The organism is Demequina aurantiaca (assembly GCF_000975135.1).
Classification (GTDB): Bacteria; Actinomycetota; Actinomycetes; order Actinomycetales; family Demequinaceae; genus Demequina; species Demequina aurantiaca.
In genome coordinates this window covers 1,382,945-1,400,243 of record NZ_BBRF01000001.1, presented here as the reverse complement: position 1 = coordinate 1,400,243, position 17,299 = coordinate 1,382,945, and the positions used below count along the sequence as shown (strand labels likewise).

The 17,299-nt window shown below is 66.1% G+C and carries 14 protein-coding genes and 1 riboswitch; of the genes, 8 read left to right on the top strand and 6 right to left on the bottom strand.

Features of this window, described 5'->3' with window-relative positions; all coding sequences use genetic code 11:
• Window positions 1–90 precede the first annotated feature (90 nt).
• The 4 genes from AOP73_RS06355 (at window position 91) to efeB (ending at window position 5,650) form a co-directional block, all read left to right on the top strand.
• Entirely contained in the window at window positions 91–1,893 is a 1,803-nt protein-coding gene (locus AOP73_RS06355; protein WP_061963972.1) for an acetyl/propionyl/methylcrotonyl-CoA carboxylase subunit alpha, read from the top strand.
• Between the two features lie 277 nt (window positions 1,894–2,170).
• Window positions 2,171–3,046, top strand: coding sequence for an iron uptake transporter permease EfeU (gene efeU / locus AOP73_RS06350; protein WP_061964903.1), 876 nt, complete (start codon window positions 2,171–2,173; stop codon window positions 3,044–3,046).
• A 25-nt stretch (window positions 3,047–3,071) separates the two neighbouring features.
• Window positions 3,072–4,226, top strand: coding sequence for an iron uptake system protein EfeO (gene efeO, locus AOP73_RS06345; RefSeq protein WP_061963970.1), 1,155 nt, complete (start codon window positions 3,072–3,074; stop codon window positions 4,224–4,226).
• Window positions 4,227–4,288: 62 nt separating this feature from the next.
• The gene (gene efeB, locus AOP73_RS06340; RefSeq protein WP_061963968.1) at window positions 4,289–5,650 is read left to right on the top strand and encodes an iron uptake transporter deferrochelatase/peroxidase subunit; all 1,362 of its coding nucleotides are present in this window, start codon (window positions 4,289–4,291) and stop codon (window positions 5,648–5,650) included.
• Window positions 5,651–5,737: 87 nt separating this feature from the next.
• On the opposite strand, the gene AOP73_RS06335 is transcribed toward efeB, so the two are convergent.
• Window positions 5,738–7,144 (bottom strand): NAD(P)H-quinone dehydrogenase, encoded by a 1,407-nt coding sequence (locus AOP73_RS06335; protein WP_061963966.1) that lies wholly within the window; start codon window positions 7,142–7,144, stop codon window positions 5,738–5,740.
• 76 nt (window positions 7,145–7,220) lie between these two features.
• Here AOP73_RS06335 and AOP73_RS06330 point away from each other — a divergent pair, with 76 nt between their 5' ends.
• From AOP73_RS06330 to AOP73_RS06315, 3 genes are all read left to right on the top strand, one after another.
• Window positions 7,221–8,018 carry a purine-nucleoside phosphorylase gene (locus tag AOP73_RS06330; protein WP_061963964.1) on the top strand — a complete coding sequence of 266 codons (798 nt, stop codon included), beginning with the start codon at window positions 7,221–7,223 and terminating at the stop codon, window positions 8,016–8,018.
• On the top strand, window positions 8,018–9,736 hold the full coding sequence (locus AOP73_RS06325; RefSeq protein ID WP_061963962.1) for a phospho-sugar mutase: 1,719 nt from the start codon (window positions 8,018–8,020) through the stop codon (window positions 9,734–9,736). Before AOP73_RS06330 ends, AOP73_RS06325 begins: the two co-directional genes overlap by 1 nt.
• Window positions 9,737–10,099: 363 nt before the next feature.
• A complete protein-coding gene (locus tag AOP73_RS06315; protein WP_061963958.1) occupies window positions 10,100–11,584 on the top strand; it encodes an HNH endonuclease in 1,485 nt (494 codons plus the stop codon).
• Between the two features lie 76 nt (window positions 11,585–11,660).
• Here AOP73_RS06315 and deoC read toward each other — a convergent pair whose 3' ends face one another.
• On the bottom strand, window positions 11,661–12,386 hold the full coding sequence (gene deoC / locus AOP73_RS06310; protein WP_061963956.1) for a deoxyribose-phosphate aldolase: 726 nt from the start codon (window positions 12,384–12,386) through the stop codon (window positions 11,661–11,663).
• 285 nt (window positions 12,387–12,671) lie between these two features.
• Window positions 12,672–12,736, top strand: a riboswitch (guanidine-III (ykkC-III) riboswitch).
• Window positions 12,737–12,747: 11 nt separating this feature from the next.
• Between deoC and AOP73_RS06305 the strand changes: the two genes are divergently transcribed.
• Window positions 12,748–13,062, top strand: coding sequence for a DMT family transporter (locus tag AOP73_RS06305; RefSeq protein WP_061964902.1), 315 nt, complete (start codon window positions 12,748–12,750; stop codon window positions 13,060–13,062).
• A 254-nt stretch (window positions 13,063–13,316) separates the two neighbouring features.
• On the opposite strand, the gene AOP73_RS06300 is transcribed toward AOP73_RS06305, so the two are convergent.
• From AOP73_RS06300 to AOP73_RS06285, 4 genes are all read right to left on the bottom strand, one after another.
• Window positions 13,317–14,396: an adenosine deaminase gene (locus AOP73_RS06300; protein WP_061963954.1), complete on the bottom strand. Its 1,080-nt coding sequence runs from the start codon at window positions 14,394–14,396 to the stop codon at window positions 13,317–13,319.
• 63 nt (window positions 14,397–14,459) lie between these two features.
• On the bottom strand, window positions 14,460–15,479 hold the full coding sequence (locus tag AOP73_RS06295) for a hypothetical protein (RefSeq protein ID WP_061963952.1): 1,020 nt from the start codon (window positions 15,477–15,479) through the stop codon (window positions 14,460–14,462).
• A gap of 100 nt (window positions 15,480–15,579) precedes the next feature.
• Window positions 15,580–16,905, bottom strand: coding sequence for a thymidine phosphorylase (locus AOP73_RS06290; protein WP_061963950.1), 1,326 nt, complete (start codon window positions 16,903–16,905; stop codon window positions 15,580–15,582).
• On the bottom strand, window positions 16,898–17,299 hold the full coding sequence (locus AOP73_RS06285; protein ID WP_061963948.1) for a cytidine deaminase: 402 nt from the start codon (window positions 17,297–17,299) through the stop codon (window positions 16,898–16,900). Before AOP73_RS06285 ends, AOP73_RS06290 begins: the two co-directional genes overlap by 8 nt.

Below are 17,299 nucleotides of genomic sequence, written 5' to 3'. Positions count from 1 at the left end.
GCGACGCAAGCACTTATGTTCGCTTCCAAACTTGGCGAGAACCGCCGCCAGAGATCGTCGCATCGGAGGCCCGCGCGCTACCGTGGCGGAGTGCCCGCCTTCTCTAGTGTCCTCATCGCCAATCGTGGCGAGATCGCCGTCCGCATCATTCGCGCTTGCGCCGACGCGGGGCTCCGATCCATCGCCGTGTACGCGAACCCGGACCGCGAGGCTCCCCACGTGCGCCTGGCGGATGACGCCTTTTCGCTAGAAGGAGCACTCGCCCGCGAGACGTACCTGGATATCGACAAGATCATCGCGCTCGCTCACCGCTCAGGAGCCGAGGCCGTTCACCCCGGCTACGGCTTCCTTGCCGAGAACGCCGATTTCGCGCGCGCCGTGATCGACGCCGGCCTGGTGTGGATCGGCCCCAGCCCCGCGGCGATCGAGGGCCTCGGCGACAAGGTCAGCGCGCGTCACATCGCCCAGCGAGCCGGCGCCCCCCTGGTGCCAGGCACCAAGGAACCCGCAGCATCGGCCGATGAAGTGGTGGCCTTTGCCGACGAGTTCGGTCTCCCCGTGGCCATCAAGGCAGCTTTTGGCGGCGGCGGCCGTGGTCTCAAGGTCGCGCGCACCCGCGAGGAAATCCCCGAGCTCTTCGACTCAGCCACCCGCGAGGCGATTGCCGCCTTTGGTCGCGGCGAGTGCTTTGTGGAGCGCTTCCTCGACAAGCCGCGGCACGTAGAGACGCAGTGCCTCGCGGATGCTCACGGCAACGTCGTCGTGGTGTCCACCCGGGATTGCTCCCTGCAGCGCCGCCACCAGAAGCTTGTCGAGGAGGCGCCCGCACCATTCCTGACCGACGAGCAGAACGCCAGGCTCATCGAGGCCAGCGAGAACATCCTGCGCGAGGCCGGCTACCAGGGCGCTGGCACGTGCGAGTTCCTCGTGGGCACCGATGGCACCATCAGCTTCCTTGAGGTCAACACCCGCCTGCAGGTGGAGCACCCCGTGACCGAGGAGGTCACCGGCGTGGACCTGGTCGTCGAGCAGTTCCGCATCGCCGCAGGCGAGCCGATCTCCAACCTGAACCCCGTCACCCGCGGCCACTCCATCGAGTTCCGCATCAACGGCGAGGACCCGGGAGCGAACTTCATGCCCGCCCCCGGCCGCATCTCGCGCCTGCATTTCCCGTCGGGACCCGGCGTGCGCGTCGACGCCGGCGTCGTTCAGGGCGACACCGTCTCCGGCAACTTCGACTCCATGATTGCCAAGGTCATCGTGACCGGCTCGACCCGCGAGCAGGCCATCGCACGGGCGCGCCGGGCGCTGTCGGAGATGATCGTCGAAGGCATGCCCACCGTGCTGCCCTTCCACCGTGCGGTACTGAACGCCCCCGAGTTCGCGGCGGCCGACGGAAACTTTGGCGTCTTCACCACGTGGATCGAGTCCGACTTCGCCGATGTCGTGGCTGGGTTGGGCAAGGCACCCGCCAATGGCGCCGATGACGATGAGTCAGAGGCAACCGAGCGTGTTGTTGTCGAGGTGGGCGGCAAGCGCCTCGAGGTGGTTCTCCCCGCCGCCCTGGCCCAGGCCGGTCGTGCGGGTGGCCGCAGGCCGGGCCCTACCCGCCGTGGCGCACGCAAGCCCGCGGGCTCGGCGCGCGCGGCAACGGGAACCACGCTGACGTCACCTATGCAGGGCACCATCGTGAAGGTGGCCGTCGAGGACGGCGCAACTGTGGCCGCAGGCGACTTGATCGTGGTCCTCGAGGCCATGAAGATGGAGCAGCCCCTCGTGGCGCACAAGGGGGGCACCGTGCGCGGACTGACGGCCGCCGTCGGCGCATCGGTCAGCTCGGGCACGGCCATCTGCGAGATCGCGGACATCGCCGCGGTCACCGACGCCTCGTAGTCACGACCGTCACGCCCCTTCGTGCCACCCTCTAGCAGCGCCCGTGTTTCCCTGCGGTCCATGGCTGCGGTTTTGGCACCTACATCCGCACTCACGTACCACTGGGGCGCAGGGCGCCCGGCTCAGACGGCACTCCACCTAGCCCCGGCATCGGCCGCCGGCATTTAAGCAACACCACCGTTTCTTTTCTTTGACACGCGGTCGCCCATCCCCTACGCTCGCGGTAATGAGGTAAGGCAATCCTTATTTCGTGTCCCCATGTGTGAGAGGCGACGCCGTGTTCGCGAACTACCTGATCGGCCTGCGAGAAGGCCTCGAGGCTGCACTTGTCATTGGCATCCTGGTGGCGTACCTCGTCAAGACCAACCGTCGCGAGCTCCTCCCCCAGGTGTGGTTGGGCATCGGCATCGCCGTTATCGTCTCCTTCGCGTTCGGCGCGATCCTCACCCTCGGACCTCAGGGACTGAGCTTTGAAGCCCAGGAAGCCATCGGCGGCACGCTCAGCATCGTCGCCGTGGGGCTGATCACCTGGATGATCTTCTGGATGGGCAAGACCGCCCGCTTCCTGAAGACCAACCTCGAGACCGCGCTCGAGAAGGCCATCGCGGTCGGCAAGGGCGCGATCGTCGGCATGGCGCTCATCGCGGTGGGCCGCGAGGGACTCGAAACCGCGCTCTTCCTGTGGGCCGGCATCGAAGCTGCGGGGTCAAGTACTGGGCCCATCACGGGAGCGGTCCTCGGTCTGCTCACTGCGATCGCCCTGGGATACCTCATCTACCGCGGCGCGGTGAAACTCAACCTGCGCGCATTCTTCCAGTGGACCGGAGTCTTCCTCGTGATTGTGGCCGGCGGCGTGCTCGCGTACGGCATTCACGACCTACAGGAGGCCGGTATCTTGCCCGGCCTGAACAACCTCGCCTTCGACGTCAGCGCCCAGGTGCCGCCCAGCTCCTGGTACGGCACCGCACTGAAGGGCATCTTCAACTTCTCCTCCGCGACCACCGTGCTCCAGGCCATCGCCTGGGTCGCCTACGTAGTTCCTGTCATGTGGCTGTTTGTACGCATGGCATTTGGCGGCCCCAAGCGTCCCGCCACCAAGCCCGAACCGTCGGCGCCAGCCACCAGCGCGCCTCTCACGACCACCACCGCCTAGCACCACTCAACCTCAAGGAATCCCCATGAACGCCCGTCTTGTCCTGCCCGCGCTCGCCCTCGGCACGCTCGCCCTCAGCGGCTGCGTATCCAACGACACCTCCTCCGCCGACGGCACGATCGATGTGTCCTCCACCTCCGACGGTTGTGAGCTGACCACCAACACGGCCCCCTCGGGTTCGATGGTGTTCAAGGTCACCAATGACGGCGATGACGTCACGGAGTTCTATCTGCTCGCGGACGACGGACTGCGCATCATCACCGAGGTGGAGAACATCGGTCCCGGCCTGTCACGCGAGCTCGTCGCCCAGGTCCCCGCCGGCGACTACATCACCGCCTGCAAGCCGGGCATGGTGGGCGACGGCATCCAGGCAGCATTCACTGTCACCGACTCCGGCGAAGAGGTCGGCCCCACGGGCGAGATTGGCGAACAGCTCCAAGCGGCGTCCGACCAGTACCTGCTTTATGTTCGCGACCAGGTTGCGACGCTCGTGACCAAAACTGACGCCTTCGCCGACGCGTACCTCGCGGGCGACGACCAGGCGGCCGCCGACATGTACGCGGACACCCGCGTGCACTGGGAGCGCATCGAGCCCGTCGCCGAGGCCTTTGGCGACCTGGACCCGTCCATGGACCTGCGCGAGGCCGACCTCGCGGAGAACGAGGAGTGGACCGGCTGGCACCACATCGAGAAGAACCTGTTCCCGCCCGCGGAGGGCTACGAGCTCACCCAGGAGGAGCGCCAGGCGCTCACCGACCGCCTTGTCTCTGACACCGCCGAACTGAACAAGCGCGTCAATGCTGAGGACTTCAAGATCGACGCCTTCCAGATCGGCAATGGCGCCAAGGAGCTCCTCGACGAGGTTGCCGCTGGCAAGATCACCGGCGAGGAGGAAGCCTGGTCGCACACCGACCTGTGGGACTTCCAGGCAAACCTCGATGGCGCATCGGTCGCATTTGGGGTGCTGCGCCCCGTGCTCGAGCAGACAGACCCCGACCTGGCGACGGAGCTCGACGCGCGCTTCGATGCCGTGCAGGTGCTCCTCGCGGCGCAGGGCTCGGTCGAGGACGGCTTCACGTACTACACGGACCTCACCGACGATCAGATCCAGGAACTTGCGCGCGCCGTGGACGCCCTGGGCGAGCCGCTGTCACGCCTGACTGCAGCCGCGGTTCTCTAAATGAAGGGGTCGGGTAACGCGGCGTGTTTCGTGGCACCCCGCGCGTTTGGAACAATGACCCCATGACCGACGCCGAGAAGCCCGAGTCGTCCGACGTTTCTGACGCAACGGATGGAACCACGGACGATGCCCAGGCGGCCGATGCTGCCCACGGCTCGGGCCTCTCGCGTCGCACGGTCTTTGGCGTCACGGGCGCCGTCGTCGGCGCGGCGGCCGTCGCGGGCGCCGGCGGGTTTGCGGTGGGCCGCAGCACGGCTCCCACGACGACCACGGCGTCCTATGAGTTCCTGGGCGACCACCAGAGCGGCATCGTCACCTCACAGCAGGACCGCATGCACTTTGCGGCCTTCGACGTCACCACGTCGTCGCGCGACGAACTCATTGCCCTGCTGCGTCGATGGTCGCAGGCGGCCGCGACGCTCATGGCCGGCTCGGAGCTCGGCACCGGTGCTGCGGGGGGCAACTACGCCGCTCCCCCGGACGACACCGGTGAGGCGCTAGACCTACCCGCCGCCAAGCTGACCATCACCTTTGGATTCGGCCCCACACTGTTTGAGAAGGACGGCGAGGATCGGTTTGGGCTCGCGGACAAGCGACCGGACCAACTGATTGACCTGCCAAAGTTCGCTGGCGACACCCTGGACCCCACCTTCGTGGGTGGGGACATCTGCATACAGGCCTGCTCGGACGACCCACAGGTGGCCGTGCACGCGATCCGCAACCTGTCACGCATCGCCTTTGGCGCCGCGGCCATCAAGTGGAGCCAGCTCGGGTTTGGGCGGACCTCGTCGACCACCTCGGACCAGGTCACTCCCCGCAACTTCATGGGCTTCAAGGACGGCACGCACAATATGCGCGCCGAGGAGACCGAGTTGGTCAACAAGTGGCTGTGGTCCGAGCCAGAGGACGGCCAGGCCTGGATGGGCGGCGGCTCCTACCTCGTCGCACGGCGGATTCGAATTCTCGCGGAGATCTGGGACCGCACATCGTTGGGCGAGCAGGAAGCTCTGGTGGGGCGCACCAAGGGCAGCGGCGCGCCGCTGTCAGGCGGAGGCGAGTTCACCGATCCCGACTTTGAGCGCGAGGGCCGCGACGGCGAGCCGCTGATCGCCCCCGACAGCCATATCGCGATCGCTCACCCCGACCACAATGGCGGGGCGGTCATGCTGCGCCGTGGATACAACTTCACCGACGGCGCCGACAACCTGGGGCGGCTGGACGCGGGGCTGTTCTTCCTGGCGTACGTGCGCGATCCACGCACTCAGTTCGTGCCGATCCAGGAGCGCATGGCACGCGATGACCTGATGACCGTCGAGTACCTGCGTACTACCGGCTCGGCCCTGTTCGCGGTTCCCCCAGGGATCCCGCTGGGTTCCGAGTTGGGACCGGACGGCGCGTACATCGGGCAGACGCTATTCGCCTAGGCGACAACCCCCCAACCCACCGGGCGAAGGATCCCGGCCACAGCATCGGCCGGTGAAGCATCGGCGCCTCGTCGCCCTCAGGCGACGCTAGACCTGGGCCTTCTGTGGGTCCGTCATGTTGTGCAGGCGGCGGGCGGCTTCGGAGATGGTGCCCGACAGCGACGGGTAGACCGTGAACGCCTCGGCAATGTGGTCCACCGTGAGATGCTGCGACACCGCGAGGGACAGGGGGAAAATGTGTTCGCCAGCACGCGAGCCAACGATCACCGCTCCCAGCACCTGACCGGTCACCGTGTGACCGAAGATCTTGACGAAGCCCTGATCGATGCCGAGCATCTTGGCGCGCGGATTGCGCGCGAGATCCATGCGTGAGACCTCGTAGAAGATGCCGCGCTCCTTGAGCTGCGCCTCTGTCGCTCCCACGGACGCGATCTCCGGCGTGGTGAAGACGTTCGCGGAGATGTGGCCCAAGTCGAGCGGGGAGACGGCGTCGCCGAGGGCGTGAGCCATGGCGATGCGACCCTGCGTGGCGGCCACCGATGCGAGGGGGAACACGCCGGTGCAGTCACCTGCCGCGTAGACGCCTCGCGCGCTGGTGCGCGAAACCCTGTCCACTTCGATATAGCCGTTCTTGTTCAGGTTGACTCCGGCATCCTCGAGCCCGGTGTCGGCGGTGTTGGGGATGGAACCCACCGCCATAAGGCAGTGCGAGCCTTCGATGACGGTGCCGTCTGAAAGCGTGACCTTGACCCCGTCGCCGGTGCTGACGGCCGCACTCGCGCGCGCGCCTCCCACCACCTTCATGCCGCGGGTAGCGAATACCTCGGTGATGAGCGCGGAGGCCTCGGGGTCCTGATTCGATAGCACACGGTCGCCCGAGGAGATCAGGGTGACCTCGCTGCCGAGCAGTCGGTAGGCGCCGGCAAACTCGGCACCGGTGACACCGGATCCCACCACAATCAGGTGCTGGGGAAGTTCGGTGAGGTCGTAGAGCTGGGTCCAGGTGAGAATCCGCTTGCCATCGGGCTCGCAGGTCGGAAGCGTGCGGGGGCGGGCGCCGAGCGCGAGGAGGACGGCATCGGCTTCAAACGTGTCGTTCTCGGTCTCGACGGTGGTGGGGCCGACCAGCCGGCCGGTGCCCTCGACCACTTGCACGTCGTTCTTTGCCATGCTCTGGGCGATGTCAAAGGACTGCTTGAGCACCAGCTTTTGGATGCGCTCGTTGACTGCTGCCATGTCCACGGAGTGCTCCGAAAACTCGGCGGTGTCGGAGCCGTCGGAGTCGCGGATGCCGAGCGACGGGGCGCGGTCCGCAATGGTGCGCCACTCCGCCGTGGCGATGACCGTCTTGGACGGCACCACGTCCGTGAGAACCGCGTTGCCTCCAAGTCCCTGACGCTCGATGAGCGTGACCTCGGCCCCTTGCTTACGGGCGACGATTGCCGCTTCGTAGCCTCCGGGACCTCCACCAATAATGACGACGCGTGATGCCATGTACCTATTGTGTCTCACGTTTCGCGTGCGCGTCTCCGCCTCGGCATTGGCCGCTACGAGGGGCTACGCTCGAGTAATGGACACTGCCTTCGAACTTGCCTCAGAATCAGCCGCGCAGCTCGCCTCATCCACCGGGGTTGAGCACCACGACATCGCGTTGGTGTTGGGATCCGGATGGGGTGGCGCTGCCGACCTCATTGGCGAGGAGGTGGCATCGGTGCCGGCGGAGCAGATCTCCGGCTTCAACACGCACGCCGTCGCCGGTCACAGCTCGGTATTTCGGTCACTGCTGACGCCCAACGGCAAGCACGTGCTGGTGCTGGGCGCGCGGCAGCACTACTACCAGACGCTCGATGCGGTGCGGGTGGCGCATGGCGTCCGCATGGCGGCGGCCGCCGGGTGCAAGCAGCTAGTCCTCACCAACGGTTGCGGATCGACGCGGCCTGACGTGGGGCCAGGATCGGTAGTGCTGCTCGAGGACCACATCAACCTGACGGGCGTCACCCCGCTTGAAGGTGCGACCTTCGTGGACATGACCAACGTGTACACGCCGCGACTTCGCGACGTGGCGCGGGCAGTAGACCCCTCACTGCCGGATGGCATCTACGCACAATTCACCGGGCCCCAGTATGAGACTCGCGCCGAGGTGCGCATGGCCGCCATCCTGGGCGCAAACCTGGTGGGAATGTCGACGGCTCTCGAAGCGATTGCCGCGCGCGAACGGGGCATGGAGATCCTGGGACTGTCACTCGTGACGAACCTCGCCGCCGGGATCGGTGGCGAGGAACTGAATCACCAGGAGGTGCTGGACGCCGGCCGCGACGCCGGGCCGCGGATCTCGGCGCTGCTCGCCGAGATTGTGAAGGGCATGTAATGGACGCGTCGCTTCACGAGATTGCCGAAGCCTGGATCGCCGACGATCCCGATCCCGCGACGCGCGCTGAGCTGCGCGCCGTGCTCGACGCCGATGCGGCGGGCGACTCCGCCGCAGGGGTTGACCTCGCGGACCGTTTCCGGGGTTCACTGGAGTTCGGCACCGCCGGCCTCCGAGGACACATCGGAGCCGGTCCCAACAGGATGAATCGCGCGGTCGTGATCAGGGCTGCTTCCGGCCTCGCCACGTACCTCACTGATGCGTTGGCGGAGCTTGGCGTCGAAGGGCCCGCTCGTGTTGTCGTGGGATACGACGCGCGCCACGGATCGCAAGACTTCGCGGTCGACACGTGCGCCGTCATGGTCGCCGCCGGGCACGAGGCGATGCTGATGCCACACCTGCTCCCCACTCCCTTGGTCGCGTATTCGACGCTCGCCCTCGAGGCCGATGCTGGGGTCATGGTTACCGCGTCGCACAACCCACCGCAGGACAACGGCTACAAGGTTTACCTGGGGGGACGGGTCGTGACCGACTCCGGACAGGGGGCACAGATTGTGCCACCCTACGACGCGGAGATCGCGTCGCGCATCGCCGCCGTGCCAACCGTTGAATCGGTGGCGCGTGCGACCGAAGGCTGGTCGACGATCGACGACTCCGTCGTCGAGAAGTACATCTCCTCGGTGGCAGCACTCGCAGGCCCGGTAGCTGGTCACGAGACCGAACGTGAGGCCATCCGCATCGTCCTCACGCCTTTGCATGGGGTAGGCGACGCCACCGTCACTTCAGTACTGAGGAAGGCGGGATTCACCGACCTCCACTCCGTACCCGAGCAACGCGAGCCCGACCCCGACTTCCCCACCGTGGTGTTCCCCAATCCCGAGGAGAAGGGCGCGATCGACCTCTCGCTCGCGCTGGCAACCTCGATTGATGCCGACGTGGTGATCGCCAACGACCCCGACACCGATCGCTGCGCCGTCGCCACCGTCATCGACGGCAAGTGGACGATGCTGCACGGAGACGTCGTGGGATCGCTGCTGGGGGAGCGCGTCGCGTCCGGCTTGAGCGAATCCGAGCGGGCCGACGGCGTTCTGGCGAACTCCATCGTCTCTTCGCAGCAGTTGTCTGCAATTGCGGCGCGGCACGGGCTCGACTATCGCGCCACCCTGACCGGGTTTAAGTGGATCGGCCGGGAAGAAGGCTTGGTCTATGGGTACGAAGAGGCGCTCGGATACTGCGTCGCTCCCGATCTAGTGCGCGACAAGGACGGAGTCTCGGCGGCGGTGCTGATCGCCGACTACGTCGCGGAGCTCAAGGCCGCGGGGCGCACCCTTTCCGATGCGATTGACGATCTCGCGCGGGCGAATGGCGTGTATCTGACTCGTCAGGTCGCGGCTCGGTTTGCCGACGTGTCGCTGATCGGCGAGACGATGACGCGGCTGCTCGATGCTCCCCCGGCGACGCTGGGCGGCTCGCCGGTGACCGCGACGGACGACATGTCCAAGGGTCTCAACGGTCTGCCAGGAACGACGGGGCTGCACCTGGCCACGGCATCGGGTGCGCGAGTGATTGTTCGTCCGTCCGGCACAGAGCCCAAGGTCAAGGCGTACCTCGAGGTGGTCCAGTCCGTCGACGGTGACGACGTTCGCGCCGCGCGCGATGCCGCCACGGCTGCGATGGACGAACTCGAGTCTGACGTGCGTGGGGCGCTGGGGCTTTAGGCCACTGCTGTCGGTTGTTGCTGGTTGCTGGTTGCTGGTTGCTGGCTACCGGTTACTGATTGCCGGTTGCCGGATGCCGTTCACGCTGCGCACCGCCCGCCGGTCGACGGTTGCCGTTCACGCTGCGCACCGCCCGCCGGTCGACCGCTCACCGCTCACCGCTCACCGCTCACCGCTCACCGCTCACCGCTCACCGCTCACCGCTCACCGCTCACCGCTCACCGCTCACCGCTCACCGCTCACCGCTCACCGCTCACCGGATCATTGTGGTGCACAGGAACTCATTTGAGGTATTTTTCCACGTTTAATCCGGTTTAATGTATTTACACCCCATTTGTCAGACGCCAGTGATTGACTGTGGGCATGACCATTTCACTGGAGTCTCTCGCCGCAGAGGTTGGAGCCTTGCGCGATTTCGAGGGCCGCGAGGAGTCAGACCTCACGCCAGCGGAGCTTCACGAGTACACGGCGGGGATGGGTCGGATCAAGAGGTCCTACGATGGCGCTGTGGCCGCTATGTCGTGCGAGGTCGCCCGCCGGAGCAAGCCAGAACTGGGAGCCGGCGGAATGGCTCGCAAAGAGGGATTTTCAAATCCTCAGCAATACCTCGCGGACACCTTGGGCACCACGCCTACTGAGGCGAGCAAGTTGATCGATGCTGGTCGCGCGCTTACACCGCTCCCGCCATCGAGTGATGAACTCGCCATGCTCGCGGGGCTGGAACTCAACGACAATGCCGCGCCCACGCCCTCCAGTGAGATCTCAGAGGGGCCACGCTTCCCCTTCATCGCGCGGGCGCTACTTGCCAAGGCAATTGCGGCCGATGCCGCGGCGATCGTCACTCGTACGCTAGAAGCAGTCGCGAGATCTTTGGTGGAGGAGCGGGCCGCGGCGCGCAATCCACAAGCGAAAGGCGATGCGCCAACCTCCTCCCGGGCTGACCAGGACTCGCTCCGTACCGACTTGGCCGGACTTGAACGCAGACTCGTGGAGAAGGCTCAAACCCTCACGCTGTCCGAGCTCCGCAAGGTATGCGAGCGCGAGCGCGCATGGCGGTTCCCCAAGGAACTGGCGGCAAAGGAAAAACTGCACCGTGAGGACCGTGCCCTTTATTTTCACGAAGATGCCGATGGCATGACGGTGATGACGGCACGGATGGATGCCGCCAGCGCTGCGCCCATCAAGGCATACATCGATGCCCAGACTCGCTGGGCGTTCCAACAACGCAGAAATGTCGAGCACGGCGGTAGCGGAATCGACGACCCTCGATCGGCCGCGCAGATTCGCATCGACGCTCTCACGTCCCTAGCGCTTCATGGGATGGACTGCGAGTCGCCCACGTCTGGCGTGAAGACCACCGTGGTGATCCGCATCAACAAGAAAGACCTTGCGGACGACCTCGGTCTTGGCGAATGCGACGAGATTTCGAGTCCCATCACCATAGGAACGCTTCGTGCCATGGCGGTGGACGCGGCCATCCTGCCCGTCACCATGGGAGGAGATTCACTCCCACTCGACCTGGGACGTACACGAAGACTGTTCTCGCCCGCGCAACGCCTCGCACTGGCGGAACGGGACGGAGGTTGTAGTTGGTGTCACGCCCCACCTTCATTCTGCGAGGCGCACCACATCAAGTGGTGGGATAGAGATGGAGGGAAAACGGATCTCTCGAACGGGGTCTTGCTCTGCACCAGATGTCACCATCGGGTTCACCGTGATGGCTGGAAGGTCGACATCAATGACGGCCAGGTGTGGATCACCAAACCGGGCGAGCCCGATCGCGGAGTACATGACGCAACCCCGAGACCGCGACCCGGGGGCAAAGCGCACCTAGCGCTGAGCACCTAGACATGAGCGCTCAGTACGTAGCCGACGGCGCTGGTCACATGAACACGCGAGTCCGACGTACAAAGGGTCCGTGAAACTAGTAGCCCGAGGAGTCCTCCGCGCTGGCGTTGCCGGTGCCATCCGACGATGATCCGCCCGCATTAATCTCGTCCAACCCGTCGAGCACTGCAGCCGTGCCCGACAGACCAAGCCGCGTGGCCCCCGCCTCAATCATCTCGAGCGCTGCCTCGGCCGTACGGACCCCACCTGAGGCCTTGATCCCGAGGCGCCCGCCCACAGCCTGAGCCATCAATTCGATCGCATGCTTGGACGCGCCGCCAGCAGGGTGGAAGCCGGTCGAGGTCTTCACGAAGTCGGCCCCCGCGGCCTCAGCCGCGTGGCATGCACCCGTGATGGCCTCGTCGGAAAGCGCCGCAGACTCGATGATCACCTTGAGTATCTTGCCCTCAGGCACCGAGGAACGAACGGCCGCGATATCCGCTTGAACGGCCGCAAAGTCACCCTCGTTGGCTGCGGCAATATCGATCACCATGTCAATCTCGTCGGCCCCATCTGCGATGGACTGTGCCGCCTCCGCAGCCTTCACCGACGAGTGGTGCTTGCCCGACGGGAATCCACAGACGGTGGCCACCGCAAGACCAACAGGAACCTCGAGGGGGAGCATCGACGGCGAGACGCAAACGGAGAAGACTCCGAGCTCGGCCCCCTCAGTCACCAGCGCCGCCACCTGTGCAGGGGTAGCCTCCGGCTTAAGGAGAGTGTGGTCGACGTACTGGGCGAGTTCGCTACGAGTGAGAGTCATGTCTTCCTCCGGTTTAGTGCGCGACGCGACGCCCCGGCGGGGTGCGCGATGCATCTCCCTTCAGCCTACGCGGAACACACCCAAGTACGCACAAGGTGTGAACACGGGCCGGCCAACCTGCCACAGAATCCGGTCGCGGCGGCTTCACTCGTGACGACGATGCACAGCGATGGAGCTGGGTGCGATGACCACCGGCTCCGGCACCTCGACCAGGAAATGCGGGTCACTGGTGGTGAGAAAAGTCACCACCACTGGCCCCCGACGTACCTACGTGCGAGAATAAATTCAGAGCCCAAAACCGGCTTCCGGACGAGTGGTGACGTACCCGGCACGCGACAAGACGACGCCCGAAGGGTTCCTCATGTCTTGGCTCATCCTCATCCTCTCCGGCGTCCTCGAAGCCGTCTGGGCAACCGCGCTCAGCAAGACCGCCGGGTTTACCAAGCCGGTGCCCATCACGGTCTTCCTCGTCGCACTCGCAGCCTCTATGGCCGGCCTTGCGTATGCCATGCGTGACCTTCCCGTGGGCACCGCCTACGCGGTGTGGGTCGGCATCGGCGCCTCGCTGACCGCCGGATACGCGATGGTGACGGGCGCCGAGGCATTCTCGGTGGTCAAGCTGCTCCTGCTACTCGGCATCGTCGGCTGCGTGATTGGGCTCAAGCTCACCCACTAGTCGCCACCGCGCACAGCGCACTTCACCATGCCGACCGATCACCAAGCACGATGCCCCACACGCCCGCGCCACTCACCCCACAGCGCGTGCAACGCAAGACCCGTCACCTGGCACACAGGACGCTCTGTGCACCACCGCCAGGCGTCAGTGAGCACCCATGAAACGCAACATGGCGGTCGCCGAACCGAAGTTCAGCGACCGCCATGTTGCCGTTCGAGTAAAACTAACGACCAACGGGTCGCACGATCAAAGTGCTACAGATCGCCCAAGTCGACGCCGAAGCCCTCCAGGACCAACTCGGCCAGATCCCCACGCTCCTCGTATGGCAGGAAGGCGGCCCAGGCGGCAATCAGCGTCGCCTCCAGCAGGTCCTCCTTGGTCCAGCCCACCTTGACGAGTTCCTCGAACTCACCGCTCATCGAGACACCCGACACCAGTCGGTTATCGGTGTTCACCGTGACGGCAAATCCCAGGTCGCGCAGCGCGTGCATGGGGTGCCCCTCGAGCGAGGGTGCCGCCCCCGTCTGCACGTTCGACGTGGGGCAGCATTCCAGCGGAATCTGCTGGTCGAGCGTGTGCTGAGCGATCACGCCCAGCGTCGGCGCGTCGGAGTCGATGTCCGTGATGTCCTCGTGGACACGCACTCCGTGACCGATACGACGCGCAGCACCGAGGCCCAGCGCCTGACCTACGCTCTCCGCGCCGTCCGCCTCACCGGCGTGAATCGTGACGGGCATGTGGTTGTCACGAAGCAGCTCGAATGCCGCGCGGTGGTTCTCTACCGGGAAGCCCAACTCGGGACCCGCGATGTCGAAGCCGACGCAGCATCGGCCGCGGTTCTCGAGCGCCAGCTCGGCGATCTCGAGCGATCGGTCCAGGTGACGCATTGCGTCGAGCAGCGCACCCACACGAATCGTGTGGCGCGCCTCGCTGGCCTCCGCCACACCCTCGTCGATTCCCGCCTGCACAGCCTCAACGACCTCCTGCAGCGTAAGCCCACCCTCGAGGTGCTGCTCGGGTGCATAGCGAAGCTCCGCATAGATCACGCCGTCGGCGGCAAGGTCGACCACTGCCTCGCGCGCAATGCGACGAATGTTGTCGGCACTCTGCATCACAGCAGCGGAGTGCGCGAACGCCTCCAAGTAGCGCACGAGGTCACCCGATGCAGCGTTGGTCGCGAAGATCGCAGCCAGTTCGTCGGGGTCGGTCGAGGGCAGCTCGTGGCCCACCTCGGCGGAGAGCTCGATCAGGGTCGACGGGCGCAGACCGCCATCGAGGTGGTCGTGCAGCAGGACCTTGGGCAGGGCAACAATCTCGTCAGGTGTAAGTGTCATGCCTCAAGTGTAGGAGCCAAGTCCTCTGCGGGAGCCAACGAGGTCGCGCGGACCGCACCCCGACTAGTTTCTCTTGCGGGGCACCGGCAGCACCAGGCAGCAGATTCGACTCCAGTGCCCGAGCGCCGGGCGCACCGTGCCGTCCTCGAGCCACAGCGCCGCGGGTAGCTCCCGCAACTGGCCCGACGAGGGCTCGTAGATCAAGAAGACGTGATCCGTCACCGAGGTCAGCAGCACCACGTGGCGGGGCACCATGGCCGCCACCCCCATGCGCGAGTCGCCACCCGTATACATCGGCACCGGAATCGACTCCCGCAGCGCGGCCGATGCATGGGCCACCATTGCGGCCACGTCGTCAACGCGTGAGTCGTCCAGCAGGGCAGTGGCAAACCTTAGCCCTGCCACACGTGTGACATTGTCGACCCGCCACGGCGCCGTCCCCCACGCCCGCGGCCAGGGCAATCCCACCACCGCGCGACGGGACGTCGCCAGGTGGAGCGAACGCTGCAAAGCACGCCACCGTCGTTCCGTGGAGCGTAGACCCCGCCCAAAGTCCTCGATCGCGGCAATCTCCGCGGGAACGTAGCCGCCGAGCAGCCGGCCGCTGGTCACCCACAACGCCACGAAGGGATCCGTCATCATCAGTTCCATGGCGATGACTGCCGCGCCACACGTGGTCTGGTCGACCTGCTTGGCCGTGGTGTCGCCCCACGTCACCGGACCCGGCGTAGTGCGCCCCAACGGATTGCGAACCAGGTCGCGCGTCGCTTCAGGAAGGCGATCCCAACCCTCCGCCAGGGCGGCGATTGCCGCCAAGGGGGCGCCCGATGCTGCGGCTCGCTCGATGACGGCACCATCGAGCACTACCTGGTCACGGCAGGCGGCGAGGGCCTTGCGATCGGCCGGGCTGGAAGCAGTCATCCGCGCGTCGTACACGCGCGCGTACACGGTGTCGCCCGTGGCCCGCGAGCCGCGCTGCGCTACCCCGGCGGCGTGGGAGACGGAGTACGGCGAGCGCCATCGCCCGCGCATTCCGACGGAGTGAGCGAGACGTGCCACGGAGGCGGAAAGCGACCAACCCATGAACTAACAACCCATCCTGTAGAGATCCGCGGCGGGCGACAAACCCCACGCTAGCGGCCCGCCCCGGAGACGACCTCCTGGGCGAGCGTGAAACCCGAGGCTAGCGGCCCGAACCGTTCGTGTCCTCCGCGCCAATACGGTCCAGGATGATGCGGCGGTCCACCGGGGAACTACCAATCTCCACCGTGCCCGCGCCCTCGCAGGCCTCAGTCAGCGCCGCCAGGCCACGCGGCATCTTGTCTTCCGACTCCGCGTGCAAGGTCATGATGACGTCGCCCTGACGCACCTCGTCACCCAGCGTCTTGTGCAGAAATACTCCCGCGCTCAGGTCGAGCACGTCATCCTTGCGCGCGCGCCCAGCACCGAGCCGCCACGCAGCAAGGCCGGCGCCCATCGCATCGAGTCGCGTGATGTATCCGTCGGACTCCGCGCGTACTTCCTCGACGTGCGGTGCCGTGGGCATCGGCGCATCGGGGTCTCCGCCTTGGGCGGAAATCATCTGGCGCCACTTGTCCATGGCGCGCCCGTCCTTGAGAGCCTCTGCCGGATCGACACCTGTGACGCCCGCACCCTCGAGCATCGCGCGTGCCAGCTCGACGGTGAGCTCGACCACATCAGCAGGTCCGCCACCGGCGAGCACCTCGACCGACTCCGTCACCTCCAGTGCGTTGCCGATGCCCTGGCCGAGCGGAGTCGACATGTCCGTCAACAGCGCAGTGGTCACCACGCCCGCGTCCGTGCCGAGCGCCACCATCGTGCGCGCCAGCTCGCGCGCGTCGTCGATGTTCTTCATGAACGCGCCCGTGCCGACCTTGACGTCGAGGACCAGTGCCCCCGTGCCCTCCGCAATCTTCTTGGACATGATGGACGCCGAGATCATAGGGATGGACTCGACTGTCCCAGTCACGTCGCGCAGCGCGTAGAGCTTCTTGTCGGCGGGAGCGAGTCCCGTGCCAGCCGCACAGATGACGGCACCCACGTCGAGTAGTTGCTGGCGCATGTCGGCGTTGGACACGTCAGCGCGCCACCCCGGGATGGACTCGAGTTTGTCGAGCGTGCCTCCCGTGTGGCCGAGCCCGCGACCCGACAACTGTGGGACAGCTACGCCGTACGCAGCCACCAACGGCGCGAGCGGCAACGTGATCTTGTCTCCGACACCGCCCGTCGAGTGCTTGTCCGCCGTAGGCACCCCCAGGTCGGTGAAGTCGAGTCGCTCCCCCGACGCGATCATCGCGGCGGTCCAGCGTGCAATCTCGCTGCGGCTCATGCCGCGCTGCAGGATTGCCATGGTGAGCGAACTCATCTGCTCGTCGGCCACCACTCCTCGCGTGTAGGCGTCGACCACCCAGTCGATCTGGTCGTCGCTCAGCGTGCCCCCGTCGCGCTTGGTGACAATGACGGAAATCGCGTCGTGACGCTCAGCCATGAAAAACCTCCAGGTGGTCGGGGCCGAATGCCCCAGGTAGCAAGTGATCGACGGTGACAGGACCGTCCGCGGCGTCAATCAGCATCGTCGGCCCGCCGTGCTCAAAAAGCAACTGCCGGCATCGGCCACACGGGGTCAAGACCTCGCCGTTGCCGTCCACGCAGGCGAGCGCCAGCAGGCGCCCACCGCCGGACGAGTGCAACTGAGAGACCACCGCACACTCGGCGCACAGCGTGAGACCGTACGAGGCGTTCTCCACATTGCAGCCGGCAATCACGCGGCCGTCGTCGGTGAGCGCCGCAGCGCCCACCGGGTACTTTGAATACGGAACGTAAGCGGAGGCAGTAACCGCGCGCGCAGCGTGGCGTAGTGCTTCCCAATCGATGTGCGTCAT

What these genes read in the sequence shown, in the direction of transcription:
- efeO (WP_061963970.1), top strand. Translation starts at nt 3,072, where the DNA reads ATGAACGCCCGTCTTGTCCTGCCCGCGCTCGCCCTCGGCACGCTCGCC.
- efeB (WP_061963968.1), top strand. Translation starts at nt 4,289, where the DNA reads ATGACCGACGCCGAGAAGCCCGAGTCGTCCGACGTTTCTGACGCAACG.
- AOP73_RS06335 (WP_061963966.1), bottom strand. Translation starts at nt 7,144, where the DNA reads ATGGCATCACGCGTCGTCATTATTGGTGGAGGTCCCGGAGGCTACGAA.
- AOP73_RS06330 (WP_061963964.1), top strand. Translation starts at nt 7,221, where the DNA reads ATGGACACTGCCTTCGAACTTGCCTCAGAATCAGCCGCGCAGCTCGCC.
- AOP73_RS06325 (WP_061963962.1), top strand. Translation starts at nt 8,018, where the DNA reads ATGGACGCGTCGCTTCACGAGATTGCCGAAGCCTGGATCGCCGACGAT.
- AOP73_RS06315 (WP_061963958.1), top strand. Translation starts at nt 10,100, where the DNA reads ATGACCATTTCACTGGAGTCTCTCGCCGCAGAGGTTGGAGCCTTGCGC.
- deoC (WP_061963956.1), bottom strand. Translation starts at nt 12,386, where the DNA reads ATGACTCTCACTCGTAGCGAACTCGCCCAGTACGTCGACCACACTCTC.
- AOP73_RS06305 (WP_061964902.1), top strand. Translation starts at nt 12,748, where the DNA reads ATGTCTTGGCTCATCCTCATCCTCTCCGGCGTCCTCGAAGCCGTCTGG.
- AOP73_RS06300 (WP_061963954.1), bottom strand. Translation starts at nt 14,396, where the DNA reads ATGACACTTACACCTGACGAGATTGTTGCCCTGCCCAAGGTCCTGCTG.
- AOP73_RS06295 (WP_061963952.1), bottom strand. Translation starts at nt 15,479, where the DNA reads ATGGGTTGGTCGCTTTCCGCCTCCGTGGCACGTCTCGCTCACTCCGTC.
- AOP73_RS06290 (WP_061963950.1), bottom strand. Translation starts at nt 16,905, where the DNA reads ATGGCTGAGCGTCACGACGCGATTTCCGTCATTGTCACCAAGCGCGAC.
- AOP73_RS06285 (WP_061963948.1), bottom strand. Translation starts at nt 17,299, where the DNA reads ATGACGCACATCGATTGGGAAGCACTACGCCACGCTGCGCGCGCGGTT.